Genomic DNA, 15927 nt, shown 5'->3' on the forward strand with positions numbered 1-15927 from the left:
TTGGGCCATAAGAGGGGGCCGTTCCTCCCCGCGCTCGGGAGGGTCTTCGCCTCGGGGCGCGAGACCGCCTTCCCAGCTGCCGGCGGCTCTCTCTGCTCGCGTGGTCCCTGGCTACTCGTCTCCGTCAACGCGTTGCCCGGAAGGATACGAACGCCACGATCGCGTCCGCAATCGAGAATGCGAGGGCAGCGTCGCGGGGCTTTGTATCCGGCGCGGCGTCGCACATGCATGCGGGCGTGGAGCGTGTCCGGGTGGCTGCGGTCGAGGTCGGCTGGAGCCTTGGCGAGCGGTCAGCCGAGGTACGGATACGCACCTGCAGTGGGAGAGGACGGGCGAGAGGAGTACGGGGTCGGCCGAAAAACGTCGGTGCGGAGGTAGGGCGAGTGGTCCGGGGTGTAGGTCCCGCGTCGGTACCCTGGAGCGCATGTCTACTGCCCCGGTTCGCGTTCGTTTCGCCCCGTCCCCGACCGGCATGTTCCATGTCGGTGGTGCACGGTCCGCTCTCTACAACTGGGCGGTGGCACGACAGTCCGGCGGCAGGTTCGTGCTGCGGATCGAGGACACCGACGCAGCCCGGAACAAGCCGGAGTGGACCGAGGGCATCATCAGCGCGCTCGCGGCGATCGGCATCCATGGTGAGGCCCCGGCCTTCGAGGGGCCGTACTTCCAGTCGCACAACGCCGACCGGCACCGGGAAGCGGCTCAGCAGCTCTTCGCGGCCGGCCGGGCGTACTACTGCGACTGCACGCGGGAGCAGCTGAAGGAGCGCACGGGGTCGGAGCACCTCGGGTACGACGGGTTCTGCCGGGACCGGGGGCTGGCCTTCGAGGAGGGGCGGGCGCTGCGGTTCCGGACGCCGGACGAGGGGGAGACCGTCGTGGTCGACCTGGTCCGCGGGGAGCCGGCGTTCCCGAACAGCGCGATCGAGGACTTCGTGATCGCCCGTGGCGACGGGTCCCCGGTCTTTCTGATCGCCAACGTCGTGGACGACCTGGACGAGGGAATCACGCAGGTCATCCGAGGCGAGGAGCACCTGTCGAACACGCCGAAGCAGCAGCTGCTGTGGGAGGCGCTCGGTGCCAAGCCGCCTGTGTGGGCGCACCTGCCGGTGATCGTGAACGAGAAGCGGCAGAAGCTGTCAAAGCGCCGGGACAAGGTGGCGCTGGAGGACTACCTCGCCGAGGGGTTCCTGCCCGAGGCGATGGTGAACTACCTCATGTTGCTCGGCTGGGGCCCGGGTGACGACCGGGAGATCAGGCCGTACGAGGAGCTGGAGCAGCTCTTCCGGATCGAGGACGTCAACACAGCGCCGGCCTTCTTCGACGTGAAGAAGCTGACGGCGTTCAACGGCGAGTACATCCGCGCCCTGTCGCCGGAGCAGTTCGCCGCCGCCTGCGCGCCGTGGCTCGTCGCCCCGTACGCGCCGTGGCGGCCGGAGGCGTTCGACAAGGACGTCTTCGAGGCGGCGGCTTCCCTGGCCCAGACCCGGCTGGCGCTGCTTTCCGAGATCACCAGCTATGTGGACTTCCTGTTCCTCGACGAGCCGGTCGAGGACGAGGCGTCGTGGAACAAGGCGATGAAGGCAGGCGCCGGCGACATCCTGTCGGACGCCCGCGCCGAGCTGGCCGACGTCGCGGACTGGAAGGCGGACGACCTGAAGGCCGTCCTGCTCGCCGTCGGGGAGAAGCACGGGCTGAAGCTGGGCAAGGCCCAGGCGCCCATCCGGGTCGCGGTCACCGGCCGGACGATCGGACTCCCGCTGTTCGAGTCCATGGAGCTGCTCGGCCGGGACCGCGTGCTGGCCCGTCTGGAAGCTGCCAGCAAGAAGCTGGTCGCGCAGGCTTAGCCGCTGGTCAGGCGACCTGCGTCAGGAGGTTGCCCCAGGCGTCGCCGAAGTAGTTCAGGTCGAACCGGGCCAGGGCCTCGTACCCCGCCTTGGCCTCGGTGTGGCGTGCCGCCGCACGCTCCCGGACCTGTGCCGGGAGACGGCGGAGGTCCGGGGCCGGCTGGCCAGCCAGTGCGGCGAGGTCGCCCAGGCCGGCCACCGGACGGATGAGGCAGGGCAGGCCGAGGAGTAAAGCCTCGGCGGCGCAACGGCTCCAGCCCTCCCGCATCCGTGGGAGGAAGACACCGACGTCACAGGCGCGCAGCAGACGCAGGTACCGCTCGCGTTCGACGTCGTAGTGCGCGCTGTCGAGGCCGATGGTGTTGCTGCCGCTGGTGATCACCCGCAGTCCGGGAACGCCGGCCAGTGCTGCGGAGACCTCCTCGGTCCCCTTCCAGTGCACGGCCTTGCCCGCGTAGACGCCGATCACGTCGGGTTGTAGGCCGAACTCGGCGCGGCACTCGGCCCGGTCGTAACCGCGTGCCTGCTCTACTTCGGCCATGTCGAAGGCGTTGTAGATCACCCGTACGTTGCGGACGCCTCGGGCGCGGAGCTGGTCGGCCCAGTACGGGGCGACGCACACGACGGCGGCGCACTGCGGCAGAACGCGGAACAGCCGCTCCCAGAGCATGGCCTCGATGGGGGCGGAGTCATGTTGGAGCGGCTCGTAGTGGTGCAGGAGGAACACCGTGCGGGCGCGCATCTCGGGCGTGAACAGCAGCAGGCTGAGGTCGTCCCACACGAAGGTGCCGGTGGTGCCGTGCAGCGCCCGTATGGAAGGGGCCAGGCGGGCGAGGTGGCGGAGCTTGCGCCAGCGGCGGACCCGGTAGGTCCGCTTGTGGTCCGGGACCGTGCGCCATTCCACGTCGTCGGCCGTCACCTCGTGGAGCATCCGTAGGTAGACCCGGCCGCCGGTCCGGCCGACCGGCTCCATCGAGTAGACGACCCGTTTCACGGACGTACCTCCTGTATGTGGTGGACGTACTCGGCGTGCAGGCGCGCGTGCATGGTCTCCAGATGGAGGCCGAGGTCACGGGCGGCGTCGGCGAGGGGGAGGTGGAAATCGCCCAGGGTCTGGAGGAATCGTCGGCGTCGGTCGAGGTTCGGGGACGCGGCGAGGTCGCGCAGGTTGTGCAGGCGGTCGGCGAGCCGGACGAGGAGGTCCTCGGGCGGGAGCGCGGCTTGCTTGGCGCGCCAGCGGGTCTCGTCGCCGTCGGACTTGCGGCGCTGTTCGAGGCGGTGGTCGGCCGTCATGTCACGCAGGCGGGCGGTGAACGGGCCGCCGAGGTGATGGACGAGCAGTGCCTCCGACTCAGGGGACACCTCCAAGGCGTCATGGAGGAGAGCGAGGTGGAGGGTTTCGGGGCGCTGGACGCCGATCTCCGTTCGCAAGAGCCTGACGACGGCCAGCGGGTGCTCCAGATAAGGCGTGCCCTGGTCGCGGGTATGGCCGTCGTAGACCGTGAGGGCGAGGCCGGCGGCCACGCGGGCGCGGGACTGCTCGTCCGGGCCCCACGCGGCGGCACCGAGCACGGTCAGGACGTGGTCGAGATCGATGGGGTCCATCCGCCTCACCTCGTACGAAGGGACGTGGCACGGGGGTCGGGGACGTGGTCGGCGAGCAGCAGGGTGTCCCCGACGGCGAGGGCGTCGAGGCGTAGGTCCACCGCCGCTGCCACGGCCTGCTCAGCGGTCCGCAGGATCGGGGTGCCTTTGCGATTGAAGGATGTGTTCAGCAGCAGCGGCAGTCCGGTGAGGTCGCGGAACTGCTCAAGGAGATCGCGCAGGCCCTGGTGGTCGGCGGCGACGGACTGGACGCGGGCGGTGCCGTCGTGGTGGGTGACCGCCGCGACTCGGTCGGCTCGGCACCGTCGGACGGTGGCGACACGGTTCATGAACGGGTCGCCCGCCGACATGAACCATTCCGTGGCGTGCTCGGCGAGGACGGCCGGCGCGAACGGGCGGTACGCGGCTCGCTTCTTGATCGCGTTGAGTCGGTCCCTCGTGGCGGCGTGACCGGGGTGGGCGAGGATCGAACGATGGCCGAGGGCACGCGGCCCGAATTCGAGCTGCCCCTGCACCCAGCCGACGATGCGGTGCTCGGCGAGCAGTGCCGCCACTGTGGCCGGCAGTCCGAGCCCGAGGTGGGGCAAGGCGTGATAGCCGGGCGGCACCGTTGTCGTTGGCAACGCGCCCGGGTTCGGGCCCCAGGCCGCGTCGGTCGGCACCGGCAGGCGCTCCTGCCCGAGCTGGTAGTGCCAGCCGTAGAGCGCGGCGCCAACGGCTGTGCCGGCGTCGTGCGGGGCCGGTGCGACGAAGAGGGTGTCGAAACCGCTGTTGGCGGCCAGCTGGCCGTTGAGGTGGGAGTTCAGGGCGCATCCGCCGGAGAACAGCAACGTTGAGGCCCGAGTGAGTCGTTGCAGGTGGCGGGCGACGTGGACGACCGATTCGGCGAAGATCTCCTGGACGGCAGCGGCCAGGTCGGCACGCTTGTGTTCCGGCTGTTCCGCGACGTTGTCGGCGGTCCAGGCCCGGCCATCGAGCAGCAGCGGTGTGCTGCTGTCCGCCGAACCCCACGGATGATCGATGCGGACCTCGCCCTCGTCTCCGAGCCGGACCAGTTCGCGGACGTGTGCGCCGTAGCGCTGGGGATCGCCGAAAGCGGCGAGCGCCATCATGCTGCCCTCGGGCTCGTCGCCGGGTGGGATCACCCTCCGGGCGAGGTTCCTGTAGAAGTGCCCGAGGGAGGAGTGGACGCGCCGAGGCCCGACCGGGCCCGGCACGACGGCCGGCATGCCCTGGTGGAGGCGGTCGATGCGATCGGGCCACAGGTCGTACCCCGTGATGCGCTCCCGGCCCGGGCCGAAGTCGGAGCCCAGTGAGGAGCCGCCGGCGTCGATGACGAGGCCCGCGGCGTGCTCGTGCCCGGAGAGCAGGTAGCCGGAGAGCACGTGGGCCGTGTGGTGGGACAGGAGACGGAGGTGTTCGCCGAGCGGGGCGGGCAGGAGGGCGGCGAGTTCCTCCCGTTCCTCAGCCAGCCACCAGCCGGCCGCGGGGTTGGGGCGCATGGAGGCGGCCCAGACGGCGTCCACGTCCTCCGGTTCGATGCCGGCGGCCTCCAGGCACCACTGGAGTGCGCGGGTCGGGGCGGTGAGCGTGCCCTTGCGGGTGGGGTGGTTGTGTTTGACGCCGCTCCAGCGCTCCTCTTCGGCGGCGTAGATGCGGCCGTCGACGACTAACGCGGCGGCCGTGTCGTGGTGGAAGTTCAGTCCGAGGACTGCGGGCATGGTGGTGTACCTCCCGGTCAGACGGCGAGGGCGGGGACGAGTGCGGCGCCGGAGTCGGTGTACTCGTGGCAGCGCAGGCAGAACCGGAAGTGGTGCGCGCGGGGCGCGAACACCTTGGCCGCGAAGTCCTCGTCCCAGATGCTGAACTCGCTGTCGTCCTTCGCCATGGCGTTGAAGCAGCGGTAGCAGGACCCGTCCATCTCGATCATGAGGTGCTGGTCGAGGTAGCGGTCGCAGAGGCCGCGCAGCTCGTTCGCGGGCTGGCCGACGTCGACGTGGTGCACGTGGTTGGTGACGTGGATGGCGCCGTACTTCTCGCACAGCGTCCCGAGCTGCGTGAGCCGGGTGGAACTGATGCCTTCCAGGACGCTGTTGACGACCACGGTCTTGCCGACTTCGCGGAGACGGGGCACGACGGCGTGCACCTCGTCGTAGTTCCCGTGTTCGTCGTCGCAGCCGATGAGTATCTGGTCGTAGGAGCGGAGGGTCGCGTCCATGATCGGCTGGTTGCGGGCCAGGGTGATGGCGTTCGTGCCCAGGACCATGACCTTGTCCGGCAGCCGTGTGCGGGCGGCGTCGCTGAGTGCCGGGAAGTCCCGGTGCACGGTGGGTTCGCCGCCGTTGATGTGCAGCTGCTGGAAGGGGATGGTCTCCAGTCGGGTCAGGATGGTGGAGAACAGTTCCAGGGGCATGTTCTCGCCCTGGGCGCCGTCGGCGAAGATGCAGAAGTCGCAGTGCCGGTTGCACTTCGTGGTGATCTTGACCTTGGCCGTTTTGAGGGTGCGGGGCACCGGCGCACGCGGGGTCATTGGCGAGACTCCTTGGGTCAGAGGTGGACGTCGTCGGGGGTGAAGCTGAGGAAGTCCTGGACGGTGGTCTTCTGCTGGTGCCAGCGCGCGAGGGTCGCGCGCAGGGTGTCGGCGGTGGCGGGTCCAGTGGGGATCAGCGCCGCCATCCGGGCGGCCAGCCGCTGGGCGGCAGTCGCCTCGTCTGCCGCGAGCACGGTCAGCGTTTGCGCGGCGGAGCGGAGTTCCTTCGCCTCCCGCCGGATCAGGTACTCGGTCGCCACGCCGGGCGGCGGATCGAGGTAGTACAGCCAGCGGGCGACGCGTACACGGAGCATGCCGGCCGTCATCACCCAGTCAGTACGAGCGTGCTCATGCCCCTGGCCGTCTGGGCGAGCCCCGTCAGGAACGCGGCGCATGGCCGCCTCCAGAGCTACATGGGCCGCGCGGAGCAGGTGGCGCGGACTCCGTGGGTGGGCATCGGAGCGGTTCTCTGAGTGCCGGAGGAACAGCTCGGCGTATCCGTCCAGTCCCTCCGGCCGCCACTGGGTGAGGGTCGCCGTCTTTCCGGGGCAGCGCGTCCGTGTCGCGAGTGCGGCGGCAGCGAACCAGCACGGGGCGAGGTAGTGCCACGCCACGCAGTGGCGCCGGTACGCGGCGATGTCCTCGACCACGTTGTCCGTGCTGTCCGCAGCCAGCTGGTATCGACCGCCCATCCGGGCCTGGAGGATTCCCCGGTAGAACCGCTCATCGACCTCGCACCAGGGCGCCATCTGGGCCCGGGACTTCCAGCGCTGGAAGTCCCGCGCGCTGCCGCTGATCAGTGACCAGGTCGCGAGTTCGGGCGCAGAGACGAGTCGCCCGTCCGCTTCAGTCACGGTGAACGCGAAGCCGGGCGGGTGCTCCAGGAGACGTCGATGGAAGACTTCCCGGCCGACCGCGGCGGCGTGTGCGGCGGCCAGGCGGTGGTTCCACTCTTCCCAGTCGGCGGGGGCCTGGGGAAGGAGGACGCGTACGTCGATGTCGGAGTGCGGAGCCAGCAGGTCGGCCGGCTGCCACTTGTGGGTGAGCATCACGGCCCCGACGCCTTGAGCGTCCAGCTCGCGTTCGTACAGAGCGCCGAGCTCCTGGTAGAGAGGCGGCGCGTCAACCACGACCATCACCGCTCCCCGGTGGAGGCGCGGGCGCAGGAGGGGCCGGCCGCTTCCGTGGGGAGAACGGGGAGCAGGGGCAGGACCGGAGTGCCTTCGGGGCGCTCCATCCGGTCCCAGCGCAGGTCGTAGTCGACGTAGTGGAAGCCCTGCCAGGCGTCGTTGGTGTTGCGGTCGAGCATGGCCTGGAAGAGGTGGGCGAACGCGTCGCCGAGGGTGCCGTCGGCGAGGTGGGGCTTCAGGGGGATGTCGCGGTTGTGCAGGATGCAGGGCCGCGCCACTCCGGTGGGCGTGATTTTGATCCGGTTGGCGTCGGAGCAGGTGGCGCAGCTGGAGTTGGAGATGAAGCCGATCGATCCTGCCCATCCGTCGGGGCGGAGGTACTGCCCGGGGCTGCGGACGCCCAGCTGGTCCCGGGGGACTTCGCCGGCGTTCGCGAACCACTCGTGGAGACGGTCGCGTACCTCTGCCTCGGTGATGAACTCGGTGTCGAAGAGCGCTTGGGCGGGACCGATGTTCTGGAGTTCGATCAGGCGGACGGCCACGGGCAGGTCGCGGGCGAGCTGGGCCACGGCGAACGCGTCGTCCAGGTAGGTGTGCTGAAGAACGCAGTTGATCTTCACTCGCAGGCCGAGGGAGAGGGCGGTGTCGAGGGTGCTCCGGGTGGTGCGCGGGTCGCCGCCGCCCATGATCGCGGCGGACCGCGCCGGGTCGAGGCTGTGGAGGCTGAGGTTGAGGTAGGTCAGCCCGGCGTGGTGGAGCTGTTCGGCGCTCAGCCCACGGCGCAGGTTGCCGTGGCTGGTCATGCCGATCGCGGCATCGGGCCCGAGGCCGTCGGCGAGGCCCGCGATGACGTCGAGGATGTCGGCTCGGAGGGTCGGTTCACCGCCGGAGCAGTGTGCCTTCCTGATCTTCCAGGCCCCGGCCTCGGCAGCGATGGCCGCGTAGTCGGAGGCGGTCAGGGGCCGGTCCTTGTGTCCGTAGTCCGGCATGCACCGGGGCTTGCAGAACACGCAGTCCAGGTTGCACAGCGAGTTCAGGGTGAGGGCCAGGTAGGGGTGGTTGCGGCCTGCGGCGGCGAAGGCGGCGGCCAGGTCGTCGTGGTCTGCGGTGGGCATTGGTCAGCCTCCTATGAGCGGAGAGCGGGTGGCGGGCGTCTCGGCCAGGCCGTTGAGGGGCTGGCCCGAGAGGTAGCGCTGCAGGTTGTCGGCGAAGAACGCCACCGCCTCGTCCATGTACGCGCGGCAGAACACCGAGCTTTTCGGGGTGAGTACGACCCGGGGGTGGAGCCGTAGCGGATGGCGCGCAGGCAGCGGTTTCGGATCGAACACGTCCAGGGCCGCACCGCGCAGGTGGCCGGTGTCGAGGGAGGCCAGGAGGGCCGACTGGTCGACGGTTGCCGCGCGGCCGAGGTTGAGGAAGAGAGAGCGGGGCTTGCACGCCGAGAAGAGGTCGTGGTCGAAGTAGCGGTGCGTGTCAGGGGTCGCGGGCAGCAGATTGACCACGACGTCGGCGACGGACACCGCCTGGTGCACCGCCGTCGTGTGCACCCACGTGATCCCGTCCTCGGAAGCCGCAGGTGGTGTCCGGCGCACTCCGATGACGTTCATGCCGAAGGCCCGGGCGGCGTGGGCGAGGTGGCGTCCGACGCTGCCGCAGCCGACGATGGTCATCGTCGCCCCCGCCAGGTCGAAGAACTCCTCGGCCAGGTCGTCCTTCCACCAGGCACGGTTCCGCTGGACTCGCTGGCTGATGAACAGCCCGCGGGAGAAGCCCAGGATCAGGCCCATGGCGTGCTCGGCCATGGGGCTGCCGTGGAAGCCGTACGAGCGGGTCAGCGCTACCCCGACGGAGTGGGCCTCGGCGACGGGCAGATGGTCCGTGCCGGCGGCCGGGGAAGCGATCCACTTCAGATGTGGCGCGGCGAACAGCCACGAGGGCGCGAATCGCCACCCGAAGTAGACGTGTGCGTCGGCCAGCTGGTGCGGCACGGCCTCCTCGGTCGCCCTGCGGAACTCAATGCCGGGGAATGAGGCGGACAGCGCACGCTCGTGCTCGGAGGACAGTCGCCAGAAGGAGTGCGGGGACTCCAGGCTGATCAGCACCACCGGCTGGTTCATCGCGCGCGGCCCTCCGCAGTGGCTGACTGGGCCAGCGCCCAAGGGGCGATGCGGTCCATGACGGAACCGACGCTGGCCTCGTAGTCGTGGCGGGAGCGCACCAGGGCCGCCCCGGCGCTCCGGAGTCGATCGCGTTCGCGGGGCAGGACGGTCAGGGCCCGGTGCAGGGCTGAGGCCAGCGACCTGGGGTCCTGCGGTGCGGCCGTGAAGCCGGTCTCGCCCTCGATGACGGTCTGAGCCAGGCCGCCGGCCGTGGTCGCGACCACCGGGCCCGCACCGGCTGCGAACGCCTCCAGGGGTATCCGGCCAAAGGGTTCCTCACGAGAGGGAACGATGACCGCGCGCAGGGCCGGGCTGTGCAGCCAGGCACGGATCGCGGGGGTGAAGCGAGTGATCAGAGTCGCGTCCAGATCGTGCGCGCGGATGTCTGCCGCCAGGTCCTGCTGGTACGAGGAGAGGTGCTTGTGTTCCTCCGAGGTCACGGCAGCCAGCAGCAGGTGAGGAACGGGGACACCGCGTTCCTTCAGCAGACGCAACGCCTCCAGGAGGTCTTCGAAACCTTTCGTCGGGACTGCCCGGCCCATGGCGAGAAGGAATCCGGCGCGGGCCTTGAAAGGCAGCGGCAGAGCCGTGGCCGGCCTGACCATCTCCTCACGGATCAGCCCGTTCGGGATGCTCACGATGCTCGACCGAGGGACGGCGTAGTTGACGACGAGGTGGCCTCGCATGTGGGAGGAGATAGCCCCGACGCGCGCACCTCGGAGCGTCGCCGCTCGCAGGGCGTCCCGCTCCCAGCGGACGCGGGAGACATCCTTGGGCCGCGTCAGCGCGGTCGTGGAGCGGGGCACGAGCAGCAGATCCGTGGTCGGCGACGTGTAGGGCGCGAGCCCCAGGAACGGGATGTCGAGGCCGACGATGAGGCACCGGCTCGCCAGCGCGGAGATGCGCATGGCCGCCTCGCCCGCCAGGTCGCACAGCTGAACCGAACCGCGGACCGAGTCCGGCGGCGCGTTGACCTTCGGGATCGTGATGACCTCGGCCGCGGCCTGCCGCAGCATCTGCCGCACCTCGCCGACCCACCGCTGATTGTGCGCTCCCGCGGTCTCGGGCACGTGCGGGGTGATCACCGAGAGGCGGCCTGTCGGCAGGAGCCGGGCCAGCGCCGTGAGGAAGGCGCGGTTGCTGAAGCCGGTGCCCGACTCCGCGCCGTAGAAGCCCTCGTGGAGAGCGACGACGACCCTGGGCTGACGAGCGGCCTCCGGCACAGCCGTGCGTGAGGGTGGGGAAGTCGCATGGTCGATGCGCACTGTGTGGTGCCTCCTTGGAGGACGGGTTTGGGCAGGCGTGGACATCAGGCGCCGGTGGACGAGGAGCACGGCCTGTGGGTGAGTCGGCACCAGGCACGAGAGCCGCTGGTGCCAGTCGTCAGCGACCAGGCATCGGCCAAGGCATCGACGATGACCAGTCCCCGTCCTGATTCGGCCTGCTCGTCGGGCGCGGTAGGAGAAGCGGGTGCCGGCCGGGAACAGCCGCCGTCGGTGACGGTGATCTCGATCTCCAGGCCGCCGCCGGCCAGACTCCTGCGGTCGACGCACAGAACCAACGGAGGACTGCCCGAGACGAAGGCGTTCGTCGCGAGCTCCGACCCGATCAGGCGGGCGTCAGCAAGTACGTCCGTCTCACTGCCACGCAGCGCCAGCGTCACGGCGCCCCGGGCGACCTCAGCCGCTTCCGGTCCGTACGGCAGATCCGTGATCAGGGTGGTCGTGCCGTCGCCAGCGACGAGCCCGCGTCCGGGGGCGGAGGTTGGTCGTCCGGCGTCACGGTCCAGCACATCGCCCGGTCGGCCTGGGGAGGTGCTCGTGTGCTGTCTCAAGGCCCACCTCTTTCTCCGTCGGCTCGGAAGACGGGCGCCTCCGCCGGGATCCAAGAACACAGGAGGGGGACGGTCAGGCAGGACCCGATCAGTGGGTCAACTCGGTCAACTTCCATGCGGCGGTGGTGAATCGTCCGTCCAGGGGCATCACCATGGGGCTCGCGAAGTGATGGGACGAACCACTGGAGTGAAGGGTGGTCGCACGTGGCACCGCAGACAGGCGAGCCGAACGTCGTACTGGCGGGGTGCCTAGACGAACTCGGGTGGAGCCCGAAGGCGCTCGCTCGCAAGCTCAACCGGGTGTTCGGAGCGGGGACGGTGGCCGAGTCGGCGCCGTACCACTGGCGGGACGCCGGCTCCCTGCCGCGTTCGCCGTTGCCGATGATGGCCGCCTACGTGCTCTCCCAGGAGCTGGGTAGGAATGTCTCGGTGGCCGAACTGTGGCAGGGCCGTGTGGGCGACTCGTCAGCGCTGGTTCCCGCGGACACGGATCTCGCGCGGCCTTGGACCGCGCAGGGCATGGAGGCGATCGTGGAGGACTGGGTGATGGGAGGGCTTGTCGACCGTCGCCGGTTCCTCGCGATCTCGGGCGCGGGACTCCTCGCGATCGTCGCCCAGTACCTCGACGGCACCGCGGGACGCGGCCAGTACACGCCTCGAATGACGTCGTCGCTCGGCACCGATCCGCTCGTGGACCAGGTCGAGCAGCACCTTCCCATGCTCCAGTTGCTCGATGACGAGCACGGAGGGGCACGTCATCTGCCTTACGTTGGAGCCCAGTTCCGGGCCGTCGGGCTGCTGATTCGCGAAGGCGGCCACTCTCCGGCTGCCGCGAGCCGTCTGATCCGCGCGCTCGCGGAGATCGGCCAGCTGGCCGGCTGGATGGCCTTCGACGCGGCCGACCACGGACTGGCGCAGCGCTACTTCGTCACGGCGCTACGTGCCGCCCATCAGGTCAATGATCTCCCCCTGTGCGCCCACATCCTGGGCGACCTCTCCTTCCAGGCGGCGAGTCGAGGACACCCCGCGGACGCCATTGCCCTCGGTGAGGCCGCCCGCCGTGCGAGCGACGCCGCCCCGCTGGCCGTCCGGGCGTCCGTCCTGTCCCGGCTCGCCTACGCGTACGCCGCCGCCGGCCGTGACAACGACTTCGCCCACACTCGTGGCGCTGCCCGCGAACTGATCGCAAGCCGGGACGGCCGCCAAGAAGAGCCCCGCTGGATGTACTTCCTCACCGACAACCACCTGGACTGCCAGGCTGGTTACGGCCTCATCCAGATGGGTCGTGCACAGCAGAAGGCGGAGAGCGGAAAGAAGAGCCGTCGCTTCCTCGCCCAGGGGACCGAGATGCTCAGGTCCGGGGCGTACGACGTGCCGCGCGGCGACCCAAGCCAGCGCCGAGCCATGTTCGAGGGAGCCTGGCTGGCCCTGGGACACAGCGCGCACGGAGACCTGGAGGCAGCCTGCGAGATCGGCCAGGTCGCCGCCGACCGCCTCGATGTCGTCCGCTCGCCTCGCAGCGCGGCGCTGCTCCACCAACTTGCCGCCGACCTCCGTCGCCGACAGCGCAACCCTCACGTGCGCGGCTTCCTGCCAGCCCTGGAGAACGCCCTCGCCCAACACGCCCCATCGACGCAACCCGGCCGTTAGGGTCAGGTTCATGACCGCAGGGGAGCGCGTTGTCGTTGTCGGGGCTGGGGTGGCTGGGCTCACCACGGCCGTCGTTCTCGCCGAGGCCGGGGCTTCGGTGCACGTGATCGCCGAGCAGGTGCCGGGGGTCACGTCGCTGGCGGCCGGGGCGATGTGGGGGCCTTACCTGGTCGAACCGAAGGACAAGGTCGACCAGTGGGGACAACGGTCCCTGGAGATCTTCCGGGAGCTGGCCCAGGACCCGGCGACGGGCGTCCGGCTCACCAGTGGCATCGAGGCATCCCGCACGGCAGAAGCCGCGCCAGACTGGGCCACCACTTTGCCGGGTTTCCGGCCGTGCGAGCGGGCCGAACTTCCGGCCGGGTTCACGGCGGGCTACCGGTTCACCGTGCCACTGATCGACATGCCCACCTACCTCGACTACCTCCTGCGCCGGCTCCGCGACGCCGGCGGTGTGGTCGAGCAGCGACGGCTGACGTCGCTCTCGGACGCCGGTCCGGCTTCGGCGATCGTCAACTGCGCGGGCCTCGGGGCGCGCGACCTGGTTCCGGACCCTGACCTCCGGCCCATCCGCGGCCAGCACGTCGTCGTCACCAACCCCGGGCTGACCGAGTTCTTCTCCGAGGACACCGGCCTCTCTCCGGACCTCCTGTGCTTCTACCCCCACGGCGACACCGTGGTCCTGGGCGGCACAGCGATCGACGGCGAAGGCGATCTGGCCCCCGACGACAAGGCGGCTGCCGGCATCCTCGCCCGCTGTGCCGAGGTCGAGTCCCGCCTCGCCGAGGCCCGTGTCCTGGAGCACCGGATCGGCGCTCGACCGACCCGCGCCACGGTCCGTGTGGAGGAAGAGGTGCGGGAGGATGGCACCGTGGTCGTGCACAACTACGGGCACGGAGGCGCCGGCGTCACGCTGTCGTGGGGGTGCGCCGAGGAGACCCGGGATTTGCTGTCGATCGAGTGATCTGCACGTGGAGGAACAGACGTTGCGACGTCCGCAGCGCGGGATCGCTCAGGGCGCCCCGACACGCTTGTAGCCGACCCACAACCGGCCACCGGTCTGCCCGAGCACCTCGTCCACGACGGCCACGAGGGTCTCGACTCTCCCGTCCAATACCTCCTGTAGGCCGTGGTGGAGGCGTGTGCTGAGCCCTGGCGCGGTCGTCTCAAGGCGGCGTGCCAGCCACTTCCCACCGCCACCCCACGAACCGGCAACGGCCAGTGCCAGCTCACCGGTGCGTCGGACCAGTTCGGTCGCGATGAAGAGACGCTCGCTCTGGTCGTCGCTTCCCGCGAGGTCGTCCAGCAGGTCAGTGATCGCGTAGCGGCGGTCGTCGATCTCTTCCATCGACACCGGGGGTGGTCCGGCGGTGGTCAGCTTCCGGGCCTGTGCGGCGAGGCGGGCTCCGAGACCGTCGGTGTCGAAGAGCAGCAGTCCGTCGGCACACATCCACAGCAGCGGTGACCGGCGCTTGCGCAGCTCCCGTTCGACGTAGGCGTGCCACGTCGCCTCGGTGTGAACGAACATCTCCACCGGCCAGCCGGCGTACTGGAGGCTCGCCCGGTAGGGGGCTGGGGCTCCGTGGAGCAGGACCACGACGTCGAGGTCCGACGTGGCCGTTCGGCGGGCTGTCACGACGCTGCCGCCCAGGAACGCGGTGCGCGTTTCGGGGTGCTGTTCATCCACGACGGCGCGTGCGGCCTCGATCGCATCCATGCGGCAACTATCAGCACTGCCCACACCGGGCGCACGCCGTTTTCTGCGGCTGGACAGCGAGGTCTCGCGCTCTGCGTCTCAGTTCGCCGGGGGCAGACAGCAAAGATCCACGAATGACTGGTCAGCGCCGCAAGGGCATGTGAACCTGGACGACCTTCTCGCAAAACACCAGGTCAAAGAGGTGATTGCTCGTGACTGCGGCACCCCAGGGCCCCGGATTCTCCACCAGCGTCGAGGCCCTGCGGCTGCGTGAATGGCTGCTCGGCCCGGGCCAGGCCACACTCGTGATGGATCAGTTCTCCGCCGACGACTTCCACCTGGTCGTCGACGACCGCGCGGACGTACACGTCAACTCGAAGGATGGATCCTTCTATCTCGGGTGGTTTCCGTCCGGCCGCCCTGGTACCGACGGCGAGGGGTGGAAGATCGCCGTCACCGGTACGGCCAAGGTGCGCGGCTACCACATGTCCTTCGACACGGAGACACCGGCGGACGTCGTCGCTGCCGCAGTCGCGCGCGTGCTGGAGACCTCCCAGCGGGTGTGACAGCCAGAGGCTCGAGTCGCTCCAGCCCCCCAACCTCTTGGAGGCATACCTGCATCCCGATTTCCCGATCGATCCACCCGCTCCGGCCTGCGTCCCGTCCGCTTACTGGGTCGGTCCCCGGCACCTGGCCGGTGACGACGGACGCCTCTACGACGCCGTCGCTGACACACTCGCCGGCCTGGGCTGGACGAGCCTGACGCTCGTCCGCGGGCGCCAGGAGCCGGAGGAGGCGCCGGAGGACCGTCAGGTCCTGCGCAGCACCGTCCTGCACATCAGCCCCGACTCCCTGCGGTGGGCCCAGTGGGTCCTGCCGGACGAGCCCTTCCACCTGGGGAACCTGCCGATCGCCTGGCAAGTGTCCGCGCGTACCCACCCGAGCAGTCCGCTCGCCCAGTGGTCGGCCTACTTCACCCCCGACGTCCCGGGGGAGATCCTCGCCGGCTTCCTCACCGCGCTCGACGCCCGCAATCAGCCCGCCCTGCCATGCGGTGGCCCCGAGCTGGTCCTCGACGCGGTAACGGCGCACGGTTGGCTGCGTGACGTCGACCAGCCCAGCACGGGCGCGGTGGATCCGACGTTCGCCTCGCACGTCCGCCTCGGCGAGGTGCCGCCCCTCATCCAGGATGGCGATCCACTGGCGCTGGTGGCTGAGGCGGAGGAGGCGGCCCTGGCCGGGTGGCAGGCGTGGGCCGAGCCGGTGCTCGGCGCGGGCTACCTGTGGGCCGCGTCGTTCAGCGCCAGAGTGCCGCACGACCTCGTCGCCGCGTTCGCCGACTCCCTCAGCTCCAGCGCGCCGGTGCTGCGCCGGGTGCTGCCGGAGAGTACGCGCGATCGGCTCCTGCGCGCTCCGGCCTGCTGAGGGCCCGTCCAACGCATTGAAGCCGGGCCTCCCGTCGGGGAGGCCCGGCTTC

The 15927-nt window shown here is 70.1% G+C and carries 15 protein-coding genes; 5 read left to right on the forward strand and 10 right to left on the reverse strand.

Annotation, left to right across the window (positions count from 1 at the left end; translation table 11 throughout):
• Window positions 1–472: 472 nt before the first annotated feature.
• Entirely contained in the window at window positions 473–1846 is a 1374-nt protein-coding gene (gene gltX, locus ABT245_RS10710) for a glutamate--tRNA ligase (protein ID WP_237281144.1), read from the forward strand.
• Between the two features lie 7 nt (window positions 1847–1853).
• On the opposite strand, the gene ABT245_RS10715 is transcribed toward gltX, so the two are convergent.
• Genes ABT245_RS10715 through ABT245_RS10755 form a run of 9 tightly spaced genes read right to left on the reverse strand, consistent with a single transcriptional unit; the run spans window position 1854 to window position 11104 of the window.
• A complete protein-coding gene (locus ABT245_RS10715) occupies window positions 1854–2840 on the reverse strand; it encodes a glycosyltransferase (RefSeq protein WP_053212850.1) in 987 nt (328 codons plus the stop codon).
• Window positions 2837–3451, reverse strand: a complete 615-nt coding sequence (locus ABT245_RS10720; RefSeq protein ID WP_058081328.1) for an HD domain-containing protein — start codon at window positions 3449–3451, stop codon at window positions 2837–2839. Before ABT245_RS10720 ends, ABT245_RS10715 begins: the two co-directional genes overlap by 4 nt.
• A gap of 5 nt (window positions 3452–3456) precedes the next feature.
• The gene (locus ABT245_RS10725; RefSeq protein ID WP_058081329.1) at window positions 3457–5172 is read right to left on the reverse strand and encodes a carbamoyltransferase family protein; all 1716 of its coding nucleotides are present in this window, start codon (window positions 5170–5172) and stop codon (window positions 3457–3459) included.
• A gap of 17 nt (window positions 5173–5189) precedes the next feature.
• Window positions 5190–5981, reverse strand: coding sequence for a radical SAM protein (locus ABT245_RS10730; protein WP_058081330.1), 792 nt, complete (start codon window positions 5979–5981; stop codon window positions 5190–5192).
• Between the two features lie 17 nt (window positions 5982–5998).
• Window positions 5999–7117, reverse strand: coding sequence for a hypothetical protein (locus ABT245_RS10735; RefSeq protein ID WP_058081331.1), 1119 nt, complete (start codon window positions 7115–7117; stop codon window positions 5999–6001).
• Complete coding sequence (locus tag ABT245_RS10740; protein ID WP_058081332.1) at window positions 7117–8226, reverse strand: radical SAM protein; 1110 nt, start codon at window positions 8224–8226, stop codon at window positions 7117–7119. Before ABT245_RS10740 ends, ABT245_RS10735 begins: the two co-directional genes overlap by 1 nt.
• Window positions 8227–8229: 3 nt before the next feature.
• On the reverse strand, window positions 8230–9228 hold the full coding sequence (locus tag ABT245_RS10745) for a D-2-hydroxyacid dehydrogenase (protein WP_058081333.1): 999 nt from the start codon (window positions 9226–9228) through the stop codon (window positions 8230–8232).
• Window positions 9225–10535 (reverse strand): glycosyltransferase family 4 protein, encoded by a 1311-nt coding sequence (locus tag ABT245_RS10750; protein ID WP_058081334.1) that lies wholly within the window; start codon window positions 10533–10535, stop codon window positions 9225–9227. Before ABT245_RS10750 ends, ABT245_RS10745 begins: the two co-directional genes overlap by 4 nt.
• Window positions 10536–10579: 44 nt before the next feature.
• Window positions 10580–11104, reverse strand: a complete 525-nt coding sequence (locus ABT245_RS10755; RefSeq protein WP_351731484.1) for an ATP-binding protein — start codon at window positions 11102–11104, stop codon at window positions 10580–10582.
• Between the two features lie 204 nt (window positions 11105–11308).
• Here ABT245_RS10755 and ABT245_RS10760 point away from each other — a divergent pair, with 204 nt between their 5' ends.
• Window positions 11309–12754 (forward strand): NsdA family TPR-like regulatory protein, encoded by a 1446-nt coding sequence (locus tag ABT245_RS10760; RefSeq protein WP_058081336.1) that lies wholly within the window; start codon window positions 11309–11311, stop codon window positions 12752–12754.
• 10 nt (window positions 12755–12764) lie between these two features.
• Complete coding sequence (locus ABT245_RS10765; protein ID WP_058081337.1) at window positions 12765–13718, forward strand: FAD-dependent oxidoreductase; 954 nt, start codon at window positions 12765–12767, stop codon at window positions 13716–13718.
• 48 nt (window positions 13719–13766) lie between these two features.
• Here ABT245_RS10765 and ABT245_RS10770 read toward each other — a convergent pair whose 3' ends face one another.
• A complete protein-coding gene (locus ABT245_RS10770; protein WP_058081338.1) occupies window positions 13767–14471 on the reverse strand; it encodes a nucleotidyltransferase domain-containing protein in 705 nt (234 codons plus the stop codon).
• A gap of 191 nt (window positions 14472–14662) precedes the next feature.
• Here ABT245_RS10770 and ABT245_RS10775 point away from each other — a divergent pair, with 191 nt between their 5' ends.
• Together ABT245_RS10775 and ABT245_RS10780 are read left to right on the forward strand one after the other, a co-directional pair.
• Window positions 14663–15016, forward strand: a complete 354-nt coding sequence (locus tag ABT245_RS10775) for an SPDY domain-containing protein (protein ID WP_058081339.1) — start codon at window positions 14663–14665, stop codon at window positions 15014–15016.
• A 37-nt stretch (window positions 15017–15053) separates the two neighbouring features.
• Complete coding sequence (locus tag ABT245_RS10780) at window positions 15054–15875, forward strand: SPDY domain-containing protein (RefSeq protein ID WP_058081340.1); 822 nt, start codon at window positions 15054–15056, stop codon at window positions 15873–15875.
• Window positions 15876–15927: the final 52 nt, after the last annotated feature.

The sequence above is a fragment of the Streptomyces sp. NPDC001508 genome (assembly GCF_040298665.1).
GTDB lineage: Bacteria > Actinomycetota > Actinomycetes > Streptomycetales > Streptomycetaceae > Streptomyces.

Bases quoted from the DNA above. Each gene is read 5' to 3' on its own strand.
- gltX (WP_237281144.1), top strand. From the start codon at position 473: ATGTTCCATGTCGGTGGTGCACGGTCCGCTCTCTACAACTGGGCGGTG.
- ABT245_RS10720 (WP_058081328.1), bottom strand. From the start codon at position 3,451: ATGGACCCCATCGATCTCGACCACGTCCTGACCGTGCTCGGTGCCGCC.
- ABT245_RS10725 (WP_058081329.1), bottom strand. From the start codon at position 5,172: ATGCCCGCAGTCCTCGGACTGAACTTCCACCACGACACGGCCGCCGCG.
- ABT245_RS10730 (WP_058081330.1), bottom strand. From the start codon at position 5,981: ATGACCCCGCGTGCGCCGGTGCCCCGCACCCTCAAAACGGCCAAGGTC.
- ABT245_RS10735 (WP_058081331.1), bottom strand. From the start codon at position 7,117: ATGGTCGTGGTTGACGCGCCGCCTCTCTACCAGGAGCTCGGCGCTCTG.
- ABT245_RS10740 (WP_058081332.1), bottom strand. From the start codon at position 8,226: ATGCCCACCGCAGACCACGACGACCTGGCCGCCGCCTTCGCCGCCGCA.
- ABT245_RS10745 (WP_058081333.1), bottom strand. From the start codon at position 9,228: ATGAACCAGCCGGTGGTGCTGATCAGCCTGGAGTCCCCGCACTCCTTC.
- ABT245_RS10765 (WP_058081337.1), top strand. From the start codon at position 12,765: ATGACCGCAGGGGAGCGCGTTGTCGTTGTCGGGGCTGGGGTGGCTGGG.
- ABT245_RS10770 (WP_058081338.1), bottom strand. From the start codon at position 14,471: ATGGATGCGATCGAGGCCGCACGCGCCGTCGTGGATGAACAGCACCCC.